Genomic DNA, 22,411 nt, shown 5'->3' on the forward strand with positions numbered 1-22,411 from the left:
GGGAGGCCGAATTAGCGCATGAAAAATAAGGTAGACCCAGCGGCCACGCGCGCTGCCGTGGTGGCGGTCCAAGACTGGATAAAACGCCCCGATGAGGTGGAAAAACCAGGTAGGGCATTGCTTGCCGATGCCGTCCGTCGCACCGCCCGCACCCTCGAAGCCGACGCGCCGGGCCATTCCGTGGAGCTGCGGGTGCCCCCATTCGTGGCAGTCCAATGCATCGAAGGTCCTCGCCATACGAGGGGTACCCCACCCAATGTGGTGGAGATGGACCCATTGACGTGGTTGCAGCTGGCCACGGGCCTGCTCCGCTGGGAGGAGGCCGTTTCCGCCGCTCGCCTCGAAGCTTCCGGCTCCCGCTCTGGCGAAATCGCAGGATGGCTGCCAGTCATTCCGTTAGTTTCTACTGCCCACAACGACTAGGATTAGCGCCGTGGTAGCTGAAAGAACTCCCCATATCACCAATCTCGATGATCACAACGAGACCGAACCTCGCGAGGAATGCGGCGTCTTTGGCGTCTGGGCTCCGGGGGAAGAGATCTCGAAGCTGACCTACTTCGGTCTCTTCGCCTTGCAGCACCGTGGCCAGGAGGCCGCCGGTATCGCAGTCGGTGACGATGACAGTCTTGTCGTCTTCAAGGATATGGGCCTGGTGTCCAATATCTTCGATGAATCCATCCTGGCCTCTCTTCAAGGCAACGTCGCCGTAGGGCATACCCGGTACTCCACCGCAGGCGGCAAGGAATGGGCCAACGTGCAGCCCATGTTTGCCACCACCTCCAATGGCATCGACATTGCCTTGGGCCATAATGGCAACCTTGTTAACTACTTGGAGCTGCGCGAGGAAGCAGTAGAGCGCGGGCTGGTTGCACCGCAGCAAGAGTCGGTTTCCGATTCCATGTGCTTGTCCATGCTGCTTGCCGACGGCGTGAGTGATAGCGTCAGCGTCTTCGAATCCGCTCGTGCGCTGCTCCCGCGCGTGAAGGGCGCATTCTGCCTGACCTTTACCGATGGGCACACGCTTTACGCTGCGCGCGACCCGCACGGCGTGCGCCCGCTGGTGCTGGGTCGTTTGCCAAAGGGCTGGGTCGTGGCTTCGGAGACTTGTGCGCTCGACATCGTCGGCGCGCAGTTCATCCGCGAGATTGAACCGGGCGAGCTCATCTCCATCGACGAAGCCGGCATCCGCTCCGAGAAGTTTGCGGAGCCAACCCGCCACGGCTGCGTTTTCGAGTATGTGTACTTGGCGCGTCCTGACACCGACATCAAGGGCCGTTCGGTGAATGCGACCCGAGTGGAAATCGGGCGTCGCCTAGCGCGGCAATACCCGGCGCCGAACGCGGATCTAGTCATTCCAGTGCCTGAGTCCGGTAACCCGGCGGCTGTGGGCTATGCCCGGGAGTCCGGAATCACCTTCGCGCACGGCCTGGTGAAGAATGCGTACGTTGGCCGCACCTTCATTCAGCCCACCCAGACGCTGCGCCAGCTGGGCATTCGCCTGAAGCTGAACCCGCTGCGCGAGGTCATTGAGGGCAAGTCCCTGGTGGTCGTGGATGACTCTATCGTGCGTGGCAACACCCAGCGCGCGCTGATTCGCATGCTGCGCGAGGCGGGCGCGGCGGAGGTGCACGTGCGCATCGCTTCGCCGCCAGTGAAGTGGCCATGCTTCTATGGCATTGACTTCGCCTCCCCGGGCGAGCTCATTGCGAATGCGAATCCGTCGGATGACCCAGAGGTAGTCTGCAAGACTATCTGTGACGCCATCGGTGCGGACTCCCTCGGCTTCGTCTCCATCGATGAGATGGTCGCCGCGACCCAGCAGCCTCACCATGAGCTGTGCACCGCCTGCTTTGACGGTGTCTACCCACTCGGCCTCCCGGCCGGCAACCCGAACGCTGAGGCCGTGCGCTCCCTGCTCGGCGAAGAATCCTAAAACACAAGGCAAGGAACAAAAATGAGCGAGAATACTTACGCGGCAGCTGGCGTCAGCATCGAAGAAGGCGACCGTGCCGTCACCCTGTTTGCGCCGCACGCAAAGCGTGCAACCCGCCCGGAGGTCATGGGCGGCCTGGGCGGCTTCGCGGGCCTGTTCAAGCTGGGCGAATACAAAGAGCCGGTCCTGGCTGCAGGCTCCGATGGCGTTGGCACCAAGCTGGCCGTTGCGCAGGCGATGGACGTCCACGACACCATCGGTATCGACCTGGTTGCAATGTGCGTCGATGACCTCGTGGTGTGCGGCGCGGAGCCGCTATTCCTGCAGGACTACATCGCCGTGGGCAAGGTCGTGCCGGAGAAGGTCGCAGAGATTGTGAAGGGTATCGCTGAGGGCTGCGTGCAGGCAGGCGCTGCGCTCCTCGGCGGCGAGACCGCTGAGCACCCAGGTGTTATGGACCCAGAAGAATACGACGTCTCCGCAACCGCCGTGGGTGTAGTCGAGGCAGATTCCATCCTGGGCCCGGACAAGGTCCGTGACGGCGATGTCCTCATCGCGATGGCCTCTTCCGGCCTGCACTCCAACGGCTACTCCCTGGCTCGCTACGTCCTGCTGGAGCAGGCAGGTCTACCGCTCGATGGACACATCGAGGAGCTTGGCCGCACCCTCGGCGAGGAGCTGCTGGAGCCGACTCGCATCTACGCCAAGGACTGCCTGGCTCTGACCGCTGAGTGCAACGTTTCCACCTTCTGCCACGTCACCGGCGGTGGCCTGGCCGGTAACCTGGAGCGCGTCATTCCGGAGGGCCTGACCGCTGAAGTTAACCGTTCCACCTGGACCCCGGGCCAGATCTTCAAGACCATCGCTTCTGTGGGCAAGGTTTCCCTGGAGGAGATGGAGAAGACCTTCAACATGGGCGTTGGCATGATTGCCGTCGTCGCTCCGGAGGATCGCGAGCGCGCCCTGGCTATGATGGCTGCCCGCCACGTTGATGCGTGGGAACTCGGCACCATCCGCGCCGCTGGCGAGGGCGAAGAGCGCGTCATCATGAACGGCGAGCACCCGAACTACTAAGCCCCGCCCAACCACTTCTGCTTTCGGCCTTCCATTCTCTGCCACATCGCGGTGGAGGAGGGGAGGCCGTTTGTGGTTTTCCTCTTCCGGTGCCGGTTTTCCTGCGCTTCCGCTCGGCTCTTCGGCGTTTTCGCGCGGATGGTAAAACCGCACCATTTAGGGCCGTCTGTTCCGCGGCCGCCAAATGCAGTCGAAGCCTAGTGCGCTTTCCAAATGGTGAGGTCGCACCGTAACCGCTGTGACTACAGTGGGCTCCTGGGGCGGGTGACTCCTCACCTCACCATTTGTTCCTCACCATTTGGAAATGCCGGCCGAGGGAAGGCCGAGGGAAGGCCGAGGGAAGAGTAGGGGCAGCCCAGGCAGACCAGGGAAGCGGCCGTGAAGAGCAGGGTAGCGCGGGAAAGAGCCAGGCAGCGGCCAAAAGCAAAAGGCCGCAACCACGCGAAGCGGCTGCGGCCTACAGCTGGAGTCCCAGCGGCGAAAAGGAAAGCGCCTTAGCGCTGGTCCTCCTCGTCGTCTTCGTCCCACTCGTCGACGTAGTCGGCGTAAGGATCCTCGTCCTCGTAATCGTGGGAGTTGTTCGGGTTTTGGGAGGCAAGCTCCCGCTGGAGCGAATCCAGATCCATTTCAGGCGAATTGTACTTCAGCTGGCGTGCAACTTTGGTCTGCTTTGCCTTTGCGCGTCCGCGTCCCATGTGCATGACCCCCTTGAGGTGAGTAGGGCGTTCCAGGGATTCTTGGACGCCCCATCGGCTTAAATCTAAAAGTGTATCTTCCTGTTAGACACAATAGCCTGTGTGACGAAAAAATTCCGCACCACCCCCCTACATATGCCAAAACGAGTGGGATAACTCGCGCAGAGGGCTAAATGAGTTATCGGCCACGCAACTTTTCTACCGCAGCTCGTCCCGCCTTTGGGCCCTCATCGACTGGGAGCGAGTCATTTTCTACGGATGCAGCGACATCCCCAATGGCCAGTTGCTGGCCACCCAAAGCCGAGCGCTTGACCAGCGCGAGTGCGATGGGGCCAAAGTCGCAGTCATCGACCACTGTTCCGAGACGTCCCACGCGGCGCCCGCCAAGAGTAACGTCTGCACCAATCTCCGGACGAGTAGGTGCCGAGCCATCCAGATAAAGCATCACCAAAAGCCGCGGCGAGCGGCCGAGATTCTCCACCCGGGCGACGGTCTCTTGGCCGCGGTAGCAACCCTTGTTCAGGTGCACGAATGCCGGCGCATCCCCGCGTGAAATCCAGTGCGGGACCTCGTGGGCAATCGCCTTTGCGTCCAGGTCCGCGGCGAGTTCCGGCTCCAGCGCCTTTACACGCTCGGCGGTGTAGGCCATTAGCCCCACCAAGGTTCCGCCAGCCGATTCCAGTTCCGCCACGGCTGCCTCTAGGTCTTCACGCGGGACGAGATAGTCCGTGCGCTGCGGGCCGCGCCAGGCGACGTCGCGCGACACCACCGCGCTTGCTGGCGCCGGCAGGGCAGAACCCAGCACGGTGATGACTGCCAAGGGTGCTTCTTCCACAGTCACCTGGGACCAGAAGATCATCTTGGTCAAAAATTCCAGCAGAGAAGAAAACTGGGCTTCTGGAACATCCAGGTAGAAGGCCTCGTCAACTCGGGTGAGATCCATGTGGTGGAGCACGTGGCCCTGTATGTCTAGGTCGAGGGCGCCGGCGCTGAAGCCAGAGGGGGCGTCGTCAAGCTTTTGCGATAACAGGTTATTGAGGAAGGTCGCAGCCTCTGGGCCCCCGACCTTGATGACGCGGCGCTGGGAGCGGTCCACGATCCCGGAGCCGGTTTCGATGTTCCTTTGCTCCTTGAGCGGGTTACCGTAGTGCCAGGCGACGCCCACGGCGTCGATTGCAGTGGCGTCTTGGAACTCAGCGGCGCCTGTGCGCGCTAAAAGTGGCGAAGAATAACTCACGAGATCCGATGGTAGGGCATAATAAAAATTATGGAGTTCACGCCTCGAAAAGAGCCGGTCATCTACGTTGTTGAGCCCTATGGTGGCTCTGTGCGCAAGCATCTTCCGTCGCTGCCACTTATCTATTGGGATGACGCCGCTGTCACTCGTGGCGACGGCATCTTTGAGTCGCTGCTGGTGCGTGATGGCAAGGTGGCTAACCTTGCCCGGCATAGCGCGCGCTTTGTGAACTCAGCGCGGGCCCTCGAGCTGCCGGAACCGCAGATTGAAAAGTGGAAGGAAGCCACCGAACTCGCCATCGCGGATTACTTCGGCGGTGATGAGATAGGCGAGGCCAAGTGCACGTGGACTTATACCCGCGGGCGTGCATCGACGGGCCACCCGAGCGCCTGGGTTGTGGTGCAGGCAATCGATAAAAAGCTACTTGAGCAGCGCGAGAAGGGCGTCAAGGTAATGACCACCCCGCGCCTGTGGCACGTGGCCGAGGAATTGCCCGCCAAGACGCTGAACTACGCTGCCACCATGGCTACCTTGCGCCTGGCAAAGGGGAAGGGATTTGACGACGTCATCTTCGTCGACCCAGACAGTGGCATCGTTTTGGAAGGCGCCACCTCCACCGTCGTGGCAGTGCGTGGAAACAAGCTGCGCACCCCGGCAGCGAAGGGGATTCTCTCCGGCACCACGCAGGCTGCGCTCTTCGAATACGCGCAGCAGCAGGGCTATCGCTGCAAGGCTAAAGAAATCACGCCGGAGTATCTTGAGCGCTGCGATTCGGTGTGGCTGGTCTCTTCAGTGCGCACCGCCGTACGCGTTACAAACCTCAATGGCTCAAAGCTAAAGGCCCCGGATAACGCTGCGGAAATCCGAGGCCTGCTTGATGCCGCGCTTGCGCGGTAGGGCTTAAACTAGCCTGCTACGCGCTCAAGCTCAGCGGACATGTATGGGCGCATCTCGCCGTCGACCATGCGCTCGTCGACCCAACCCAGGTTGTTGTTCGGCATCAAGCCGTACATGCGCTTGCCTGGGCCGAAGTTCTTCGGTCCGGTTTCGGTAACCATGGTGGACGCGGACTCGAGCTGCCATGCACGCTCGTTGAAAGGCTCGCCGTAAAAGATCTCCACGATTCCGTTAGAGGAGGTGTAGGTCATCTCGATCTCGTCCTTCAAGGAGATTCGCCAGTAACCGGATTCGCGGATATCGGCACCCTGCGGCTTGCCCTCGGTGTCGATGCGCCAGGTGCGGGAGCTATAAGTTAGGTAATTCTCGCCGTCGTGGCTGACAATAAGTTGCTGACCAAAGGTGTACTGCTCGCCGGAAGCATCGTGGGCCTGGCCTTCGCCCTGCCAGACGCCTACGAGGGGAAGAAGGGCTAGCAGGCCGTCGTGAAGCGACGGGCCCTGACGCAGGTTAGCGGTTTCCTGCGGCAGAGGGTTGTTGCCGACTTCCATGGCCGGGATGTTGCGGTTCGCTGCGTCCTTCCATGCTTCGGCGGCATTGTTGACAGCGTCGTTGCCATTTAGCTTTTCGTTGCTATTTTCGCTCATGACGCACCAGCCTAGTCGTCTTAAAGGGATATAAACCACTAGGCTGGTTCGCTGTGCGAGTATTAATGATTTCAAATCCGAACTCGACTTCGCAGAGCGATGCATTATTCAGGCAGGTCATCCCGCTGCTGCGCGATGTCGAAGGCGCCCACCTGCGCATGCAATTTACCCATTATGCGGGGCATGCAGAAGAGATCGTGCGCGGTCTTCGGCGTGCGGATTATGACGCCATTGTCGTCTTTGGCGGCGACGGCACGGTCAATGAAGTTGTCAACGGATTGCTCGGTCCGGCAGATAATGACCAGCGCCCGGCTCCGGAGGAGCTGCCGGTGCTCGGCGTTATTCCGACTGGTTCCGCCAACGTCTTCGTCCGTGCTTTAGGCATTCCGAATACTCCTGTGGAGGCTGCCCACGTACTGGCACGCCTGCTGGAGCGCGATACCCGCCGCACCATTCGCCTTGGCACCTGGAACGAGCGCTGGTTCGCGGTCAACGCCGGCTTCGGCCTCGATGCGGATGTCTTGGCGCGCGTCGATCGTGCCCGTGAGATGGGTTTTGCAGCCACCCCGTTGCGTTATCTGGCGGTCTCCGCGCAGGCTTACCTGCGTGCGCGCGTCATTCCGCCGGAGATTTCCGTCCATGCGGTCAATCGTGATGGCAAGGAAATTACCGCGCACAAGGTGCCTTTGATGTTTACCTCCAATACCAACCCGTGGACCTTCTTGGGCCCGCTGCCGGTGGTTACTAACCCGCGCAATTCCTTTGACAAGGGTCTGGGGCTCTTCGGCGTTTCTGACTTGGGCGGCATTCACGGTTTGGTGGGCATGCTGCACCTGATGGGCGTTGATCGCAAGCGTGTGTTGAGCAAGATTACTCAGGCCCGCGCATTGCAATTCGACGATGCACAGGTGGTCGAATTGGAAACGCCGACCCCGAAGCGCTTCCAAGCCGATGGTGAGTCCGAAGGCAAGTTCACCAAGGTGCATTTGGAGTCGGTGGCAGATGCCATCGAGGTCTTTGCGCCTTCGCAGCCGCGCCCGCCGCATGAGCGCAGCGTGCGCGAGATTCTTCGCGATCTGGTGCGAATTAAGTAGCGCTAGCTGGCCTGACCAACGCGCTGGGCGGTATCCACGGCGCGCCTTTCCGCGTCCTTCACCGCCTTTTCCTCCGAACCCTCGATTTCGAGTGGGGACAGCTGGGTGGACTTCAACTTGATGTTGCGGCGCTGCACCTCAAAGGTGATGGAGCCACCATGCAGTTTCACGGACGTCGCCTGTGCAGGCAGCGGTAGGTCGCGGGTGTCGAATTGCATCGAGAAGGCCTTCTTTAAGCGCGGATCCTCAGTGTCGTAGACATTCATGTGGAATTGCTCGCCAACCAGGCGCAGCGCGACCTTTGCCGTTGACTTCTTTTTATCTCCCGGCAGCGTACCCGTCAGCTCTGCCTCGGCTGCGGTACCGCCGATAGGGGAGATGTTGTCAGGGTTTGCAATCGAAAGATCGGTAATGCCCATCAGCCTGCCCAGCGCCACGCCATCTAGGCTGATGCTGCGGGTGTAGGTCGAGACGGGGGCACCTTCGAACTTCCCGCTAAAGACCTGCTGCGGGGTAATGGTGATATCGCGCATGGTGGTTGAAGCATTGACCATGCCCAGCTTTGGCACCTCGACGTCGAGAGATTGCACCTCGAGATAAGGAATCTCTTTGGTCAGCGTGGCGAGCGTATAAGGAAAGCCGCCGATGTAGACGTCGGGAGTATTTTCGAGGCGCGAGACCGCCTTCGATTCTTGGGCCACGGTGTGCTCTGCGTGCATGGCCACCGCAGAATCCGAAAGCCAGGCGAGGGTGCCCACGATGGCGACGATGCCGAGGCGGACAACGTTGCGGTTGATTTGCAGAACAGTCACTCTTCTATTCTTACCGCACGTACGCTGGTGGGTATGAATATCGAAAATTATCAACTTCCAGAGTGCCCAGAACTCGCAGGAAGGCTCAAGAAAATCGCTGATTTAGCACGGGGCGTCGACGGTATTGCGCCCCTGTCGGAGCAATTCATATTGGGCCTGGATGACGCGCACTTGGAACACACGCACTTGGTGCTCAGCGACGCCACGGAGCCGATAGGCCTTGCGGCTGTCGCCGGAGACGATGCTGAGATGTTTATCCACCCCGATTATCGTGGCCGTGGCTGGGGCAACGAGCTTCTTAACGCCGTGCGGGCGATAAAGCCTGCAGCAAATGTCTGGGCGCATGGCAATCTGCCGGCAGCCCAGGCTGTGGCGCAGAATAACCACATGGAAAAGGTGCGTCAGCTTCTGGTCATGGAGGTTGCCGGTAAGGATTTGGCGGAGCACTCCATGCTTGGCGACGCCCCGTATACTCCCGCCAACTTCACCGATTCGGTAGAGCGGTGGGGCACGGACTTGGTCGAGCAGGAATGGGTGCGTGCCAACAACGAAGCCTTTTCCTGGCACCCGGAGCAAGGCGGATGGGATATAGAGCGTTTGCACCGCGGGATGGAAGCGGAATGGTTCGATCCGGCAGATGTCCTTTTCTATTGGGACACCAAGAAAGGCGATGATGGGGCAGCCCCCGTGCTGGCCGGATTCCACTGGACCAAATGGCACAAGGAGGAAATTGATGAGTTTGGTGAGGTTTATGTGATCGGCATTTCGGAGGCCTATCGCGGTCAAGGTTTGGGAAAGCCTTTGCTGCGTTATGGTCTGAATCGAATGGTGGAAAAGGGTGCTGACCGGGTAATTCTCTACGTAGAAGCGGATAATAAACCGGCTGTAAAGCTCTATGAGCGCCTCGGGTTTAGCGTTATTGAAGACCATTCTGTCTATTCGGGGCGTGATTAGTCTCACCAACTTTGGTGACATGTTCATTTGTTGTTTACCTGAAATCACCTCTGCGGTTAACCCACCCCGAATAGCTTTAGTTTTCGTGAGTTAACCGCGGTGTTGGTAGTTCTCTTTCAACTCTTTCGCTTTTACCAATGCGATGTGCGGTTTGCTCGATAACAATCTCTGTTCTGCTTTGGAAAGGTTTCCCGTGATCCGCAACTTCAAGCGCACCGCTGCAATTTTCGGCATTGTTGCCGCAACCTCCACCGGCCTTGTTGCCTGCTCTGAATCCGGTTCGGGCTCTGAGGGCGGCTCTGAGGTCTCCGGTGACCTCACCGGTGAGGGCGCATCCTCCCAGAAGAGCGCAATGTCCGTCTTCGAGAAGGCCTTCCTGGACGAGCACCCTGACGCTAACTTCTCCTACACCTCCTCCGGCTCCGGCGCTGGCGTTGAGGCTTTCACCAACGGCACCGTTGACTTCGCTGGTTCCGACTCCGCTCTGAAGGAGGACAAGGGTGAGGTTGAGGCTGCCAAGAAGCGTTGCGAGGGCAACGACGCATGGCACCTACCAACCACCATCGGCCCGGTTGCAATCGCATACAACCTGGGTGACAAGGAAGTAAACCTGAAGACCGAGACCCTGGCAAAGATCTTCAAGGGCGAGATCACCAAGTGGAATGACGAAGAGATCAAGGCTTCCAACGAGGGTGTTGACCTCCCAGATACCGACATCACTGTCATCTTCCGTTCTGACGAGTCCGGTACCTCCGACAACTTCCAGAAGTTCCTGAAGACCGCCACCGGCAACTGGGACAACGAGGGCAAGCAGTTCCCGGACGCTGTCGGCGAGGGTGCAAACGGTTCCTCCGGCGTTGCTGACCAGGTTGCTTCCATCGAAGGTGCAATCACCTACGTTGAGGCTGGCTACGCACACCAGAAGGAATCTGACGGCGTCAAGATTGCCAAGATCGACTTCGGCAACGGCCCGGTTGAGCTGTCCAACGAAACCGTCGGCGTTGCACTCGACAACCTGAAGTTCAAGGAGACCGGCTCCGAGCACAACATGGTTGTTGACTCTGAGGCTCTCTTCGGCTCCGACACCAAGGGTTCCTACCCGCTCATCCTGACCACCTACAACATCGTTTGCTCCGCTGGTTACGATGAGGAGACCTCCGCGCTGGTCAAGGCTTTCTTCAAGACCGTTCTGGATAACCAGAGCTCCGACCTCGAGTCCGCTGGATTCATTCCTGTTACCGGTGACCACCTCGAGCGTCTGAAGTCTGCTGTTGACGCAATCCAGTAATTTGCTGGATACGCAATAAAAGACAGCACTGCCCGCCCCCAAATCCGTTCATCAGAGCGCCTTTGGGGGCTGCGGTGTGTTGCACATTAATTCCCACAGTTTCCGTTGAAAAGGATTTCGTAGTCTCATGGCAGACAACAATCTCACCACGGCGCCACCAAATGAGCAGACAGAAGCCGCCTCGCGGCCTGCTTCTTCTGCTGGTAGCTCCGAGGCCGCAATCGTGAAGTCCGGTTCGGGTGTAAAACGCCCAGGTGACCGAATTTTCGAGTTTCTCTCCACCGCCTCCGCAACCTTAATCACCGTGATGATCGCTGCCATTGCAGCCTTCCTGATTTGGCGCGCAGTGCCTGCACTGAACGTCAACGAGGGCGGCTTCCTAGGCTTTTTCACCTACGGTCAGCGCTGGGAGACTAACAACACTGACGCAATGCAGTTCGGTATCCCGACCATGTTCGGCTCCACGGTGCTCATCTCCGTTGTTGCCTTGCTGATCGCGATGCCGGTTGCGCTTGGCATTGCTATCTTCCTTTCCAACTACGCTCCGGCCCGCGCAGTGAAGCCGCTTGGCTTCTTGGTCGACATGCTCGCTGCAGTTCCGTCCATCGTTTACGGTCTGTGGGGCTGGCAGGTTCTTGGCCCGGCTCTTTCAGGCTTTTATAAGTGGATTCATTCGTGGGCTGGCGGCTTCTTCCTGTTCACCACCTACGACAACTCGCCTTCCTTCGAGACCGGCCGCAACATCTTCACCGGTGGCATCGTGCTGGCAGTGATGATTCTGCCCATCATCGCCGCCACCGCGCGTGAGGTCTTTGTGCAGACCCCTCCGGGCCAGATTGAGTCCGCGTTGGCGCTGGGCGCTACCCGCTGGGAAGTTATCCGCATGACCGTCCTGCCTTTTGGTATGTCCGGTTACATCGCCGGTTCCATGCTGGGCCTGGGCCGTGCGCTGGGTGAGACTATGGCGCTGTACATGGTTGTCTCGCCGCTGATTGATTTCCGCTTCTCGCTTTTCGACGGCGGTACTACCTTCGCTACTGCGATCGCTCTGGCAGCTTCCGAGTTCGGTAACGAGATGCGTGCGGGTGCTTATATCGCAGCCGGCCTCATGCTGTTCCTGCTGACCTTCGTGGTCAATGCCATTGCCCGTTCCATCGTGAAGAAGAAGTAGGAAGAGGTAAACCTGAATGTCTACCCCAGTAAAGACCCTTCCGCAGAACTCCGGATCGGCGTTCCTTGATATTTCCGGCGGCCGCAAGACCGCCAACAACATCGCCACCTTCGTCGTGTGGGCCACGATGATCATCGCGATGATTCCACTCGTCTGGGTGCTCTGGGAGCTTTTTGCTCGCGGTGCCGGCGCCATTTTCAATCCTGAATGGTGGACTACCTCGCAGCGCGGAATCCTTGATACCGAGGCTGGCGGCGGTGCATTGCACGCGATTATCGGTACCTTCGTCCAGACCCTCCTGGCAACCATCATTTCCGTCCCGATTGGCATCTTCACCGCTATCTACTTGGTGGAGTATTCCCGCGGCGGTCTGCTGAGCCGCCTGACCACCTTCATGGTCGACATCCTTTCTGGTGTTCCTTCCATCGTCGCTGCGTTGTTCGTCTTCGCAATGTGGATCACGCTCTTCGGCTTCGACCGTTCCGGCATGGCAGTGGCGCTTTCTCTGGTGCTGCTGATGATTCCAATCGTCGTTCGTAACACGGAGGAGATGCTGCGCGTCGTCCCGATGGACCTGCGTGAGGCTTCCTATGCGCTGGGAGTGCCGAAGTGGAAGACCATCGCCCGCATCGTTCTGCCAACCGCTCTGTCCGGCATCGTCACCGGCATCATGCTGGCCGTTGCCCGCGTCATGGGTGAGTCCGCTCCGGTTCTGGTCTTGGTCGGCTCGACCTCTTCCATCAACTGGGACGCAATGGATGGCGCAATGTCTTCCTTGCCGCTGATGATGCTTGATATGTACAAGTCCGGCGCCCAGCCGGCCGTTCTGGACAAGCTGTGGGGCGCGGCACTGACGCTGGTCCTGCTGATTGCAATCCTCAACATTGCGGCGCGCTTCGTTTCTGCGAAGTTCTCCGTCAAGAAGTAACACGCCCGCCCGCCACACCTAAAGCCCCTCAACAGGAGTAATTCAAAAAATGTCAAAGCTTGAGCTCAATGACGTGAACATCTACTACGGTGATTTCCACGCCGTACAGAACGTCAACATGCAGATCCCAGCACAGGCAGTTACTGCGTTCATCGGCCCTTCCGGCTGCGGTAAGTCCACCGTTCTGCGCACCATCAACCGCATGCACGAGGTCATCCCTGGCGCTTCCGTCAAGGGTGAGATCCTGCTCGACGGCCAGAACATCTACGGCCCAAAGGTTGACCCAGTCTCCGTCCGTAACACCATCGGCATGGTCTTCCAGAAGGCAAACCCGTTCCCAACCATGTCCATCGAGGACAACGTTGTCGCCGGCCTGCGTCTGTCCGGTGAGAAGAACAAGAAGAAGCTGAAGGAAGTCGCCGAGAAGTCCCTGCGTGGCGCAAACCTATGGGATGAGGTTAAGGACCGTCTGGACAAGCCGGGCGGCGGCCTGTCCGGTGGTCAGCAGCAGCGTCTGTGCATCGCTCGCGCGATTGCCGTGGAGCCAGAGGTTCTCCTCATGGACGAGCCTTGCTCTGCACTGGACCCAATTTCCACCTTGGCCGTTGAGGACCTTATCCACGAGCTGAAGGAAAGCTTCACCATCGTTATCGTGACCCACAACATGCAGCAGGCAGCGCGTGTGTCCGACAAGACCGGTTTCTTCTCCCTCGAGGCCACCGGCAAGCCGGGCCACCTGGTGGAGTTCGATGACACCACCACCATTTTCAAGAACCCGTCTAAGAAGGACACTGAGGACTACATCTCCGGCCGCTTCGGCTAAGCCTTAGTTGCCGTTTCGGCGTAGTTGGTAGGGGCAATCCGCGTAGTTGGTCGGGGTTTTCCGGATAGATGGTAGGGCTCTCTGTTTTCGGTCATTGTATAGGTGGCGTTGGCACAACTTGTGCCGGCGCGTCATCACCTTTCATGACCTTAAGGAGGGCCTTTCATGGCCAACTTCAAAGACATCATGGCGATGTGTTTGGACGGGGGAAGCTATGCTGCCATCTCTGCGGCGTTGGGATGTTCCAACCGGGATATTGCCAAAACCAAGACACTGATTGCGGACCTGAGCATCACCAAGGAGTCGTTTGCTCAGCTGGATCCATCATTCTTCGACGAGCACTTCAGCGACCATCGCGGGGCCCGTCGCAAGCGCTACGACCAGCCAGACTTCGAAAAGCTCGCCAAGCGACTAGCCAATAACAAGCACTTGACCCGCCACAAGCTCTGGCTGGACTACGTTGCTGCACCTGTCGGTGAAGGCGAGTCGAAGTATCAGTACTCCCAGTTTTGCGAACGCCTGCGCACCCACATCCGCACCACTGGAATGACCTCGATTATCGAACACGAGCCAGGCCAGGAACTCTATGTCGACTGGGCCGGCGACAAGGTTTCCATCATTGACAAGGCCATCGGTGAAGTCGGCATGAAAGCCAGCTTATTCGTGGCCATCTGCCCCTATTCTTCACTGTTGTTTGTGACAGCAACAGCTAACGAGAAGATGGACAACTGGATTTCCTGCCATGTGAAAGCCTTAGACTACCTCGGTAAATGCCCTGGCATCATCGTTCCTGACAACGCACCGACCGCGACTTATCGGCCGGTGAAGAACAAGCCCGGCCGGCGCATTCAACAACGCTACGCGGACTTCGCCGACTACTACGACATCCTGCTCGTACCGGCCCGACCTGGAAAACCTCGGGATAAGGCCGCTGTGGAACGCGCCGTCCAACTCGTCTACTCGCGCATCCTCGGCTACTTCGATGGGATCACCTTCTACAGTCTTGATGAACTCAATGAGGCTATCGCCCAGCGCGTCGACGACATCAACATGAATATGCCTAGGCCCGATGGGATAACCCGTAAAGAGTTGTTTGATGCTGATGAAGCGCCCATGATGCGTGACTTACCAGATACCCCGTTTACGGAAGTGTCCTGGCGAAACGTCAAAGTCGACCGTAACTGGCACATCTGCTGCGACTACCAGTACTACTCAGTGCCGTTCCAATACATCGGCAAAACCCTGCGGGCACGGCTGACCAACAGCCTGGTGAGCATCTTCGACGGCGACGACCTAGTCGCAGAGCACTCACGTATGCACGGGTTCAAGTACCGCTATTGCACTGACCCAGCCCATACCCCGGATAAGGACATTGCCGGGGTCAAACCTCTTACCCGTGACGAGCTGCTTGCTCGAGCATCATCATTTGGGCCGGCAACGGCCAAGGTCGTCTCCTCAATTTTGGAACGCAACGCCAAAGCCGTACCCCGCGGGCTACACACTGCCCGCAACGTGCTCGTCAAGCTGGGCAACAAGCACAACAAGACCACGCTTGAGCCTGCCTGCCAGCAAGTCATTGACCATAGCCTGGCACCCAACATGCAGGTCATCGCGCGGATTCAGGCCGACATCGCCCGCAACGGTCACACCCTCAACCAAACGCCAGCCGTCCAGGCCGATCACGCCCAGTCGCGCATTGTGGATATCACCGCAATCCCTGATGCAGTATTCCTGCGCCCAGCCAGCCACTACGACATCCCGAAGAAGGAGGCCTAGACCATCATGACCACCATCAACCTTGACGATGACATCCGAGCTACACTGCGTAAACTGCGTCTTTCCACCTTCGCTGATATCTTTTTCGACCTAGTCGCCGCCGATGACGCCAACACCGCTCTACCGGAGGAAATCTTCCTCAAAGCCGTGGAAGAAACCGCGGCCAAGCGCCGGCAAACCAACATCGCAAAAGCCATCACCCAGGCGAAATTCCGCTATCCGGGAGCAACACTCGCCGAGCTGATCAACCCAGATGAACGAGGGTTGAATCTACGCCAGCTCAAACGACTAGCCGCAACACCCTGGCGCGACGAACCTTCCAATGTGCACGTCCTAGCGCCCACCGGTGCGGGTAAAACCTACATCGCCTGCGCTATCGGTATTGCTGCTTGCCAGGCTGAATACAGTGTCGCGTACTACCGGCTGGATCAGCTCGTCGATGAATTAGGGGCCTTCCTGCCAGCAGATGAACGCTATGTAGCTAAAATGCGCAAGCTACAAAACATTGATGTACTCATCCTCGATGATTTCCTGACCATAGGAATCAACCAGCGCGGACAAGAAGACCTAACCAAGATCATATTCGACCGCGACGGCAGACTGCCGACCATCATCGTCTCCCAGACAACCGCCGCCTACTGGGTGAAGAAACTACCCGACCCCATCGGCGCGGACTCACTGGTCAGCAGACTCAATGCCGGACAGCGCATCGAACTCGGCGACTACGACATGCGCCAACACCTGGCAAGCGCCACATATGGCGCCAACGAGTAGTCGATCGGATTAGAAGCCCGGCCGCTGGCCCCAACAGGGCCAGCGGCCCGGCCCTACCACCTAGTCGGAATCCAGCCCTACCACCGTTCCGCAACACCCCTACCAACAAGCCGCTCTCAGCACTTAGTAGCTTCCATGTAGCAGACGGATAAACCCCGCTTCCTTTGAAACAAGAGGGAAGCGGGGTTTAGCGTTATTAGAGACAGTGAAGATTGATCTAGATAGATAGTTTTCGTGAAACGCCTGTAGTTGGATTGAATGTGCTTCAGCGTTGCCTTAAAGGTCTAGCTACCTAGTGAGGATTAATGGCGGAACTGGCGCTCGAGCTCGGCCATGCGGGACTCGAACTCTTTGTCCCTTTCTTCCTCGCTCAATTTGGCCATATAGGCCTCCGGAGCGAGCCCGGTGGACAGGTAAATGATGCGGCCGGCCACGCTGACGCAGTGATCGGCGAAACGCTCGTAGTAGCGGGTCATTTGGGCAGTTTCCACGGCCTCGCGCACGCTTGCTTCCCACTCTCGATTCGTCAAGATGGACAAAAGGTAGTGGTTGATGTCATCTACCGCATCATCTTCAGAGGCCATCCGCAGGGCGGTATCGGGGTCCGGAGTCACTAAGATTTCGCGCAACATCCTAATCATGTCGTCGTTTAAGCGTGCGAGCTCCTCAAAATAGCCGATGTACTCTGCGGGCACCACGTTTTCTGGGTGGCGGCGGCGGGCAGCCGATGCCACGTGCTGGGCCAGACGACCCATGCGGTGGAGGTCTTCCACGATGTAGATGGAGGAGACGACCTGGCGGAGATCCTTGGCCATGGGATTTTCGAGCGCGAGCAGCAAGACAGCGCGCTCCTCGCAGCGGTTGCGGACTTCGTCCAGTTCCTCGCGCAAAGACATGGCCTCTTCAGCGGCGTGGAGTTCGGAGTCAATCAGCGCTTCAGAGGCGAGCTTTAAGGTTTTATGGACGATGTCGCACATGATAATGAGGTCGTGCGAGAAGCTATCTAGATGTTCGCGATATGCGGTGCGCATGTCGGAAATGATAGACCACTTTTTGGTCTAATGCTCGTTATGGCTTTATCTATCCGCCCGAATGCATAATTTCCGCACCTTCCGGAACAGTTGCGTCCTCTGGATCGTCCAGCCAACCCTCGGGTAGAACCACCTTGGCGGGTGAGCCTTGACGTCCACGTGCGCCATCCGCGTCGTCGGCAAGCGCCTGCGAATCGGCCCACGGTGCCAGCAATTCGCGCAGGTTATCTACCGAATCCACCCGCGAAAGGCCCGAGCGTACCTCGCCTCCCACGGGGAATCCGCGCAGGTACCAACCCACGTGCTTGCGGATATCGCGGCTGGACTGACGCTCGCCATCGTGCTGCGCCAGCAGCTCCGCATGCCTAATCATAATCTGCGTCACTTCGCCCAAGGTTGGCTCGGAAGGAATTGGCTCGCCACGCAGCTCCGCAGACAGTTCCGCGAAGAGCCACGGGCGGCCGAGGCAGCCGCGCCCGACGACGACGCCGTCGCAGCCCGTCTGCTCCATCATGGCGCGGGCATCGGTGGCTTTGAAGATATCGCCGTTGCCCAGCACCGGGATGCCGGTATCGGCCAGGTGCTCCTTGAGGCGTGCGATCTCATTCCAATCGGCGTGACCGGAGTAGCGCTGAGCGGCTGTGCGCCCGTGCAAGGCGACGGCCGCGGCACCCTCCTCCACTGCGATGCGTCCTGCGTCCAAGTGTGTGTGGTGCTCGTCGTCGATGCCCACGCGCATCTTCACGGTAACCGGAATGTCGGTGCCCTCTGTGGCCTTAACTGCGGCGGCGACGATGTTGCCGAAGAGTCGGCGCTTATAGGGCAGAGCTGAGCCGCCACCGCGACGAGTTACCTTGGGCACGGGGCAGCCGAAATTCATGTCGATGTGATCGGCCAAGTTTTCATCCACGATCATCTTTGCTGCCTTGTAGGTGTACTCCGGATCGACGGTGTACAGCTGTAGCGAGCGTGGATTTTCATCTGGCCCGAACGTGGTCATGTGCATGGTCTTTTCATTGCGCTCGACCAACGCGCGAGCGGTGACCATCTCGCATACATATAGTCCGGAGACCGTTCCGGTCTTCGCAATTTCTTGTTCCCGGCAGAGCGTGCGGAAGGCCACGTTGGTTACGCCCGCCATAGGGGCTAGGACAACGGGGGAGTTGAGCTCGATTTTTCCGATTGCAAGATTCACGCAGCCAATTGTGCTCTTTGGGCAGGTGGCGTGGCAAGTTTGGCGCGTCGTTGTGACGGGGGTGTGTAAGTTTGCGAAGTTTTCGGTAAAACCTCAACAAGTTCGCTAATGTGGTGCATGTAACTTAAAGGGGCTGATCGTGTCGTACGGTTGGCCCTATATATAAAGGAGGATTTACTTTGACCGATAGGATCGGATACGCGCCGTTTAAGGAACTTGTCGTTTCTGCTGAAGAAGCTGCAAAGTTTGTCAATCACGGTGACCGCGTCGGTATCTCTGGCTTTACCGGTGCGGGCTACCCAAAGGCGCTGCCTACCGCCATCGCTGAAAAGGCAAAGGCTGCACACGCTGCTGGTGAGGAATTCAAGATCGATGTCTTCTCCGGCGCTTCCACCGCACCGGATTGTGACGGTGTGCTGGCAGAGGCGGACGCATTGCGCTTCCGCTCTCCGTACAACTCCGATCCGACTCTGCGTAACAAGGCCAACGCAGGCGAGATTCTTTACCAGGACATTCACCTTTCTCACTCCGGCCAGCAGGTAGAGGAGGGCTTCTACGGCGATTTCCAGGTCGCAATCATCGAGGTTGTCCGCATCCTGGAAGACGGCAACATCATCCCGTCTTCTGCAGTGGGCAATAACCTGGAATACATCGAGGCTGCAGACAAGATTATTCTCGAGGTAAACACCTGGCAGTCCGAGAACCTCGAGGGCATGCACGACATTTACAAGATCGAGAAGCTGCCTAACCGCCAGCCAATCCCGATCACCAAGGTTGATGACCGCATCGGTACCCCGTACATCGAGCTGCCGACCGAAAAGGTTGTCGCAGTCGTTGAGACCAACGCTCCGGACCGCAACGCACCATTTAAGGCTCCGGATGAGGTGTCCGAGAAGATCGCTGCTAACTTCATCGAGTTCCTCGAAGGCGAGGTTGCTGCTGGCCGCCTAGAGTATGACAAGTTCATCATGCAGTCCGGCGTGGGTAATGTCCCTAACGCCGTGATGGCAGGCCTGCTGGAGTCCAAGTTTGAAAACATTCAGGCCTACACCGAGGTCATCCAGGACGGCATGCTCGACCTTATCGACGCCGGCAAGATGTCTGTCGCTTCCGCTACCTCCTTTGCACTTTCCCCGGAGTACGCAGAGAAGATGAACGCTGAGGCAGAGCGCTACCGCAAGCACATCATCCTGCGTCCGCAGCAGGTCTCCAACCACCCTGAGGTCATCCGCCGCGTGGGTCTTATCTCCTCCAACGGCATGATTGAGGCCGATATTTACGGCAACATCAACTCCACCAACGTTGGCGGCTCCCGCATTATGAACGGCACCGGCGGCTCCGGTGACTTCACCCGCAACGGTTACATCTCCACCTTTGTTTCCCCGTCTGTGGCAAAGGGCGGCGCAATCTCCGCGATTGTTCCTTTCGTTTCCCACACTGACCACACCGAGCACGACACCATGGTCATCATCACCGAGTACGGTGTCGCTGACCTGCGTGGTCTCGCACCGCGTGAGCGCGTGGAAAAGGTCATCGCTGTGGCGCACCCGGATTACCGTCCGCTGCTGGAGGAGTACTACGAGCGTGCTTCCGCCAACAAGTTCGTCCACACCCCGCACGATCTGAAGACTGCCTTCGACTTCCAGATCAACTTCGCCGAAAAGGGCGATATGCGCGGCTAAGCAAACTCAGCGGCATTTAGCCCCCTGACGAGCAAACATGACTGGCTCCCCGCAATAAAGTGGGGGCCAGTTTCGTTTCTTAAGCGGGGCCTACTAAAATGGTTTCGCGATGGGCCTTTAGCTCAGCTGGTAGAGCTACGGACTTTTAATCCGCAGGTCCCGGGTTCGAGCCCCGGAGGGCCCACATTTGATTCCCCTTGGTAAAGCCAAGGGGAATTTTTTATGCCCACCTTGTGCCTTGATATATCTCATTTATTTATGTAAGAATAGCCAAGCTTTAGGTATTAATATCATCTCTCCCTGTTCGGTGCTGAAAGCAAACTTTTGTTCAGGTAAGGCAAGTCTCTCTTGCCTAGTTCTCAGAAAGAGATGTGAAATCCGGTGAAGAAGATAGTCGTAGCAGGGCAGCCGGATCCGGACCTGGGTTCACGTTCTCTCAACAGGTGCTATGGGGGTTGGGATCGAGGTGGCTGGGGGCGTCAGGCTGCAGGCAACTATCATGCCGATATTCATACGTTTGATTGGAACCGTTTGACCATCAATTGGAGGAAAGTCGTATGGTAGATACGATTCGAGTTGATGCTTTAAAGATAAGACGTTCAAACAAAACAATTCTGGATATACCGCAGTTGACGATAGATGAACGTCCGACGCTTCTTCTTGGGGCAAACGGTGCGGGAAAGTCGACTCTTTTTTCCGCCCTGGCATCAGATTCTTCTCGGCACAACGGGGTCGTCTTAAGGGTGGGCTCTATATCGTTACTCGAGCAGAAATTCATGCCGATTGTGGGTTTCACTTCTGGAGAATACTGCGCTTATGTTGCGTGGCTGTTTGGTCAGGATAGGAAAATCGCAAAGAAACATAGCTTGGAGTGGCTAAACTTTGTTGATCTGTCGAGGGTTGCCGATCAGAGATGCGAAAGTCTTAGCGGAGGGGAACGCTCTAGATTGGCAATCGCTACAGCATTGAATTCTGGGGCGAAAACTCTGCTTCTTGATGAGCCTAGTGCGGCGCTTGATCCCCTTAGCAAGGAGCTCATTACAAAGATTTATCAAAAGATCGTGGAAATGGGGCATAATTTAGTTGTCTCCACCCATGATGCAGGTGAACTGCAGAAACCATTTGAGCGCGTTCTTGTCCTTGACAAAGGCAAGTTGCGATTCGATGGTTCAAGGTCAGAATTCATACATTTAGCATCAGAATTAGACGACAATCCAGTGCACAATCTCGCACGCTCTTTTGTGCGGAGGAGGAACGATGATGGTTCCTAGATTCGGATTCAGGCATTGGTTTCGACGCCCGTCATTGTGGATTTGTCTTGCTGGAATTGTTCTCAGTGCAGTTCCTATATCAGAGCTTGGGAAAACAGCCTATTTCCAGTCAAACGCTGCCCAATCTACTTTAGTGTTCGTTGTTATTGCTCCAGCGGTTTCTGCCGGAATGGCTTGGGAAGCATCACGTTTTCGCGAAATTGCGCAATTGGGGCGAAGCTCTGTAGTTCGTATCTTTAGAGACCGAATGCTTTTATGGTCGCTAGTTTTTCCCGTTGGCTACGTAATGGCTAACCTAGCCCAAAGTGCTGAATCGTTATCGTTCGCGTCCAAATTCTTTTGGATGATGCTGGCGTACTCATGCGTCGTAGGTATTTGCTGGGTGTTGATTGGAAGCGCACTTGGCTTTTCGCTTAAGCCTCTTATTTCTGTCTGTGCTGCGGTTGCGCTTGCATATACTTGGTATGCGATCGTTCCAGCCACTTCTCCGGGGGTTTTGAGGCATTTAGCTGGCGACTTCTTGGCGTGCTGTTCTCTGGATACAACGCTAGATGTGAAAGCAATCGGTATAGCAGTTGCGGGGATTGTGGGAGTGACGCTGCTCGTAGTTTCGGCTGCGGCTTTGCTTAGGCACCGAAGAAAGCTGTACATGGCAGCTTTGCTTTTAGGACTTCTGGCTATCGTAGGTTCTACGTTTTGGGCTCAGAAACTTACAGAATTTGGCCTTGTACAAAGGGACTCTGCGCAGATTGTCTGTGTTTCGGATGTCTGCGCGTGGCCGGAGGTTCCAAAAGAAAACATATTACTGAACATCCAGGCGCGGGAAGCCTTCTCTAAAATAGTGCCAGCTGAGTGGGGAGATTTCTCAAATCGACCGGTGGTGTGGGGAGATTTTTCAGAAGATCACTTAAGCCTAAGTAGCCAACCAACTCTGGAAGGAGTCGTTGGAGAGTTTGTGGATCAAGTCGGAACTGCGGAATTGATTCGTGCAAATGTGCAAATTTGTGGAATTCCGGCGAAAGATTTGGGAATTTCGGTTAGTGGCCTCCCTTGGGATCCTAACCGACAAGTTGACGTAAGCGATGTTGTTCAACGTATCGAGCAGTCGACCTGTGGAGTTAGCGGTTAG

The 22,411-nt window shown here is 57.5% G+C and carries 21 protein-coding genes and 1 tRNA gene; 16 read left to right on the forward strand and 6 right to left on the reverse strand.

Annotation, left to right across the window (positions count from 1 at the left end):
* Positions 1-18: 18 nt before the first annotated feature.
* From WM42_RS08960 to purM, 3 genes are read left to right on the forward strand one after another with little or no spacing between them, the layout of a single operon-like run.
* On the forward strand, positions 19-423 hold the full coding sequence (locus WM42_RS08960) for a sterol carrier family protein (protein ID WP_062037306.1): 405 nt from the start codon (positions 19-21) through the stop codon (positions 421-423).
* A gap of 10 nt (positions 424-433) precedes the next feature.
* Positions 434-1,933, forward strand: coding sequence for an amidophosphoribosyltransferase (purF, locus tag WM42_RS08965; RefSeq protein ID WP_062037309.1), 1,500 nt, complete (start codon positions 434-436; stop codon positions 1,931-1,933).
* A 21-nt stretch (positions 1,934-1,954) separates the two neighbouring features.
* Positions 1,955-3,007 carry a phosphoribosylformylglycinamidine cyclo-ligase gene (gene purM / locus WM42_RS08970; protein ID WP_061924525.1) on the forward strand — a complete coding sequence of 351 codons (1,053 nt, stop codon included), beginning with the start codon at positions 1,955-1,957 and terminating at the stop codon, positions 3,005-3,007.
* Between the two features lie 494 nt (positions 3,008-3,501).
* Here purM and WM42_RS08975 read toward each other — a convergent pair whose 3' ends face one another.
* Complete coding sequence (locus WM42_RS08975) at positions 3,502-3,702, reverse strand: DUF3073 domain-containing protein (RefSeq protein ID WP_179294342.1); 201 nt, start codon at positions 3,700-3,702, stop codon at positions 3,502-3,504.
* A 178-nt stretch (positions 3,703-3,880) separates the two neighbouring features.
* Positions 3,881-4,939 (reverse strand): CAF17-like 4Fe-4S cluster assembly/insertion protein YgfZ, encoded by a 1,059-nt coding sequence (gene ygfZ, locus WM42_RS08980; protein ID WP_062037312.1) that lies wholly within the window; start codon positions 4,937-4,939, stop codon positions 3,881-3,883.
* Between the two features lie 30 nt (positions 4,940-4,969).
* On the opposite strand from ygfZ, the gene WM42_RS08985 reads away from it, so the two are divergent.
* Positions 4,970-5,836, forward strand: a complete 867-nt coding sequence (locus tag WM42_RS08985; protein ID WP_062037315.1) for an aminodeoxychorismate lyase — start codon at positions 4,970-4,972, stop codon at positions 5,834-5,836.
* 8 nt (positions 5,837-5,844) lie between these two features.
* Here WM42_RS08985 and WM42_RS08990 read toward each other — a convergent pair whose 3' ends face one another.
* The gene (locus tag WM42_RS08990) at positions 5,845-6,483 is read right to left on the reverse strand and encodes a heme-binding beta-barrel domain-containing protein (RefSeq protein WP_062037318.1); all 639 of its coding nucleotides are present in this window, start codon (positions 6,481-6,483) and stop codon (positions 5,845-5,847) included.
* A gap of 65 nt (positions 6,484-6,548) precedes the next feature.
* Here WM42_RS08990 and WM42_RS08995 point away from each other — a divergent pair, with 65 nt between their 5' ends.
* On the forward strand, positions 6,549-7,577 hold the full coding sequence (locus WM42_RS08995) for a diacylglycerol/lipid kinase family protein (RefSeq protein ID WP_201057367.1): 1,029 nt from the start codon (positions 6,549-6,551) through the stop codon (positions 7,575-7,577).
* 2 nt (positions 7,578-7,579) lie between these two features.
* Here WM42_RS08995 and WM42_RS09000 read toward each other — a convergent pair whose 3' ends face one another.
* Positions 7,580-8,389, reverse strand: coding sequence for an LmeA family phospholipid-binding protein (locus tag WM42_RS09000; RefSeq protein ID WP_062037325.1), 810 nt, complete (start codon positions 8,387-8,389; stop codon positions 7,580-7,582).
* A 33-nt stretch (positions 8,390-8,422) separates the two neighbouring features.
* Here WM42_RS09000 and mshD point away from each other — a divergent pair, with 33 nt between their 5' ends.
* The 7 genes from mshD (at position 8,423) to WM42_RS09035 (ending at position 16,103) form a co-directional block, all read left to right on the forward strand.
* Positions 8,423-9,343: a mycothiol synthase gene (gene mshD, locus WM42_RS09005; RefSeq protein ID WP_062037328.1), complete on the forward strand. Its 921-nt coding sequence runs from the start codon at positions 8,423-8,425 to the stop codon at positions 9,341-9,343.
* Positions 9,344-9,536: 193 nt separating this feature from the next.
* Positions 9,537-10,631, forward strand: a complete 1,095-nt coding sequence (gene pstS, locus WM42_RS09010) for a phosphate ABC transporter substrate-binding protein PstS (protein ID WP_062037331.1) — start codon at positions 9,537-9,539, stop codon at positions 10,629-10,631.
* A gap of 127 nt (positions 10,632-10,758) precedes the next feature.
* Complete coding sequence (gene pstC / locus WM42_RS09015) at positions 10,759-11,802, forward strand: phosphate ABC transporter permease subunit PstC (RefSeq protein ID WP_061924504.1); 1,044 nt, start codon at positions 10,759-10,761, stop codon at positions 11,800-11,802.
* A gap of 16 nt (positions 11,803-11,818) precedes the next feature.
* Positions 11,819-12,730: a phosphate ABC transporter permease PstA gene (gene pstA / locus WM42_RS09020; protein ID WP_062037334.1), complete on the forward strand. Its 912-nt coding sequence runs from the start codon at positions 11,819-11,821 to the stop codon at positions 12,728-12,730.
* Positions 12,731-12,779: 49 nt separating this feature from the next.
* Positions 12,780-13,553 carry a phosphate ABC transporter ATP-binding protein PstB gene (pstB, locus tag WM42_RS09025; protein WP_062037337.1) on the forward strand — a complete coding sequence of 258 codons (774 nt, stop codon included), beginning with the start codon at positions 12,780-12,782 and terminating at the stop codon, positions 13,551-13,553.
* Positions 13,554-13,718: 165 nt separating this feature from the next.
* Positions 13,719-15,329, forward strand: a complete 1,611-nt coding sequence (gene istA / locus WM42_RS09030) for an IS21 family transposase (RefSeq protein ID WP_062035370.1) — start codon at positions 13,719-13,721, stop codon at positions 15,327-15,329.
* A 6-nt stretch (positions 15,330-15,335) separates the two neighbouring features.
* A complete protein-coding gene (locus tag WM42_RS09035) occupies positions 15,336-16,103 on the forward strand; it encodes an ATP-binding protein (RefSeq protein WP_062034988.1) in 768 nt (255 codons plus the stop codon).
* Positions 16,104-16,405: 302 nt separating this feature from the next.
* Here the strand turns inward: WM42_RS09035 and phoU are convergent, their stop codons facing one another.
* Both phoU and dusB read right to left on the reverse strand, forming a co-directional pair.
* Positions 16,406-17,134 (reverse strand): phosphate signaling complex protein PhoU, encoded by a 729-nt coding sequence (gene phoU, locus WM42_RS09040; protein ID WP_062037340.1) that lies wholly within the window; start codon positions 17,132-17,134, stop codon positions 16,406-16,408.
* Between the two features lie 49 nt (positions 17,135-17,183).
* Positions 17,184-18,329, reverse strand: a complete 1,146-nt coding sequence (dusB, locus tag WM42_RS09045; protein WP_062037343.1) for a tRNA dihydrouridine synthase DusB — start codon at positions 18,327-18,329, stop codon at positions 17,184-17,186.
* Between the two features lie 179 nt (positions 18,330-18,508).
* On the opposite strand from dusB, the gene scpC reads away from it, so the two are divergent.
* The 4 genes from scpC to WM42_RS09065 all read left to right on the forward strand — a co-directional run bounded on the left by scpC (position 18,509) and on the right by WM42_RS09065 (position 22,411).
* Positions 18,509-20,011, forward strand: a complete 1,503-nt coding sequence (gene scpC, locus WM42_RS09050; protein WP_061924487.1) for a succinyl-CoA:acetate CoA-transferase ScpC — start codon at positions 18,509-18,511, stop codon at positions 20,009-20,011.
* Between the two features lie 111 nt (positions 20,012-20,122).
* Positions 20,123-20,195: transfer RNA gene (locus tag WM42_RS09055), tRNA-Lys, on the forward strand.
* A 373-nt stretch (positions 20,196-20,568) separates the two neighbouring features.
* A complete protein-coding gene (locus WM42_RS09060; protein ID WP_062037347.1) occupies positions 20,569-21,282 on the forward strand; it encodes an ATP-binding cassette domain-containing protein in 714 nt (237 codons plus the stop codon).
* Complete coding sequence (locus WM42_RS09065) at positions 21,269-22,411, forward strand: hypothetical protein (protein WP_141741013.1); 1,143 nt, start codon at positions 21,269-21,271, stop codon at positions 22,409-22,411. Before WM42_RS09060 ends, WM42_RS09065 begins: the two co-directional genes overlap by 14 nt.

Origin of the sequence: Corynebacterium simulans (genome assembly GCF_001586215.1) — a bacterium.
In the GTDB taxonomy this organism is placed as follows: domain Bacteria; phylum Actinomycetota; class Actinomycetes; order Mycobacteriales; family Mycobacteriaceae; genus Corynebacterium; species Corynebacterium simulans.

Excerpts from the sequence above, each read along its gene's own strand:
- WM42_RS09060 (WP_062037347.1), top strand. The coding sequence starts at position 20,569 with ATGGTAGATACGATTCGAGTTGATGCTTTAAAGATAAGACGTTCAAAC.
- WM42_RS08995 (WP_201057367.1), top strand. The coding sequence starts at position 6,549 with ATGATTTCAAATCCGAACTCGACTTCGCAGAGCGATGCATTATTCAGG.
- phoU (WP_062037340.1), bottom strand. The coding sequence starts at position 17,134 with ATGCGCACCGCATATCGCGAACATCTAGATAGCTTCTCGCACGACCTC.
- WM42_RS08960 (WP_062037306.1), top strand. The coding sequence starts at position 19 with ATGAAAAATAAGGTAGACCCAGCGGCCACGCGCGCTGCCGTGGTGGCG.
- WM42_RS08985 (WP_062037315.1), top strand. The coding sequence starts at position 4,970 with ATGGAGTTCACGCCTCGAAAAGAGCCGGTCATCTACGTTGTTGAGCCC.
- pstA (WP_062037334.1), top strand. The coding sequence starts at position 11,819 with ATGTCTACCCCAGTAAAGACCCTTCCGCAGAACTCCGGATCGGCGTTC.
- WM42_RS08975 (WP_179294342.1), bottom strand. The coding sequence starts at position 3,702 with ATGGGACGCGGACGCGCAAAGGCAAAGCAGACCAAAGTTGCACGCCAG.
- mshD (WP_062037328.1), top strand. The coding sequence starts at position 8,423 with ATGAATATCGAAAATTATCAACTTCCAGAGTGCCCAGAACTCGCAGGA.
- purM (WP_061924525.1), top strand. The coding sequence starts at position 1,955 with ATGAGCGAGAATACTTACGCGGCAGCTGGCGTCAGCATCGAAGAAGGC.
- WM42_RS09065 (WP_141741013.1), top strand. The coding sequence starts at position 21,269 with ATGATGGTTCCTAGATTCGGATTCAGGCATTGGTTTCGACGCCCGTCA.
- pstC (WP_061924504.1), top strand. The coding sequence starts at position 10,759 with ATGGCAGACAACAATCTCACCACGGCGCCACCAAATGAGCAGACAGAA.
- WM42_RS08990 (WP_062037318.1), bottom strand. The coding sequence starts at position 6,483 with ATGAGCGAAAATAGCAACGAAAAGCTAAATGGCAACGACGCTGTCAAC.
- istA (WP_062035370.1), top strand. The coding sequence starts at position 13,719 with ATGGCCAACTTCAAAGACATCATGGCGATGTGTTTGGACGGGGGAAGC.
- pstB (WP_062037337.1), top strand. The coding sequence starts at position 12,780 with ATGTCAAAGCTTGAGCTCAATGACGTGAACATCTACTACGGTGATTTC.
- WM42_RS09035 (WP_062034988.1), top strand. The coding sequence starts at position 15,336 with ATGACCACCATCAACCTTGACGATGACATCCGAGCTACACTGCGTAAA.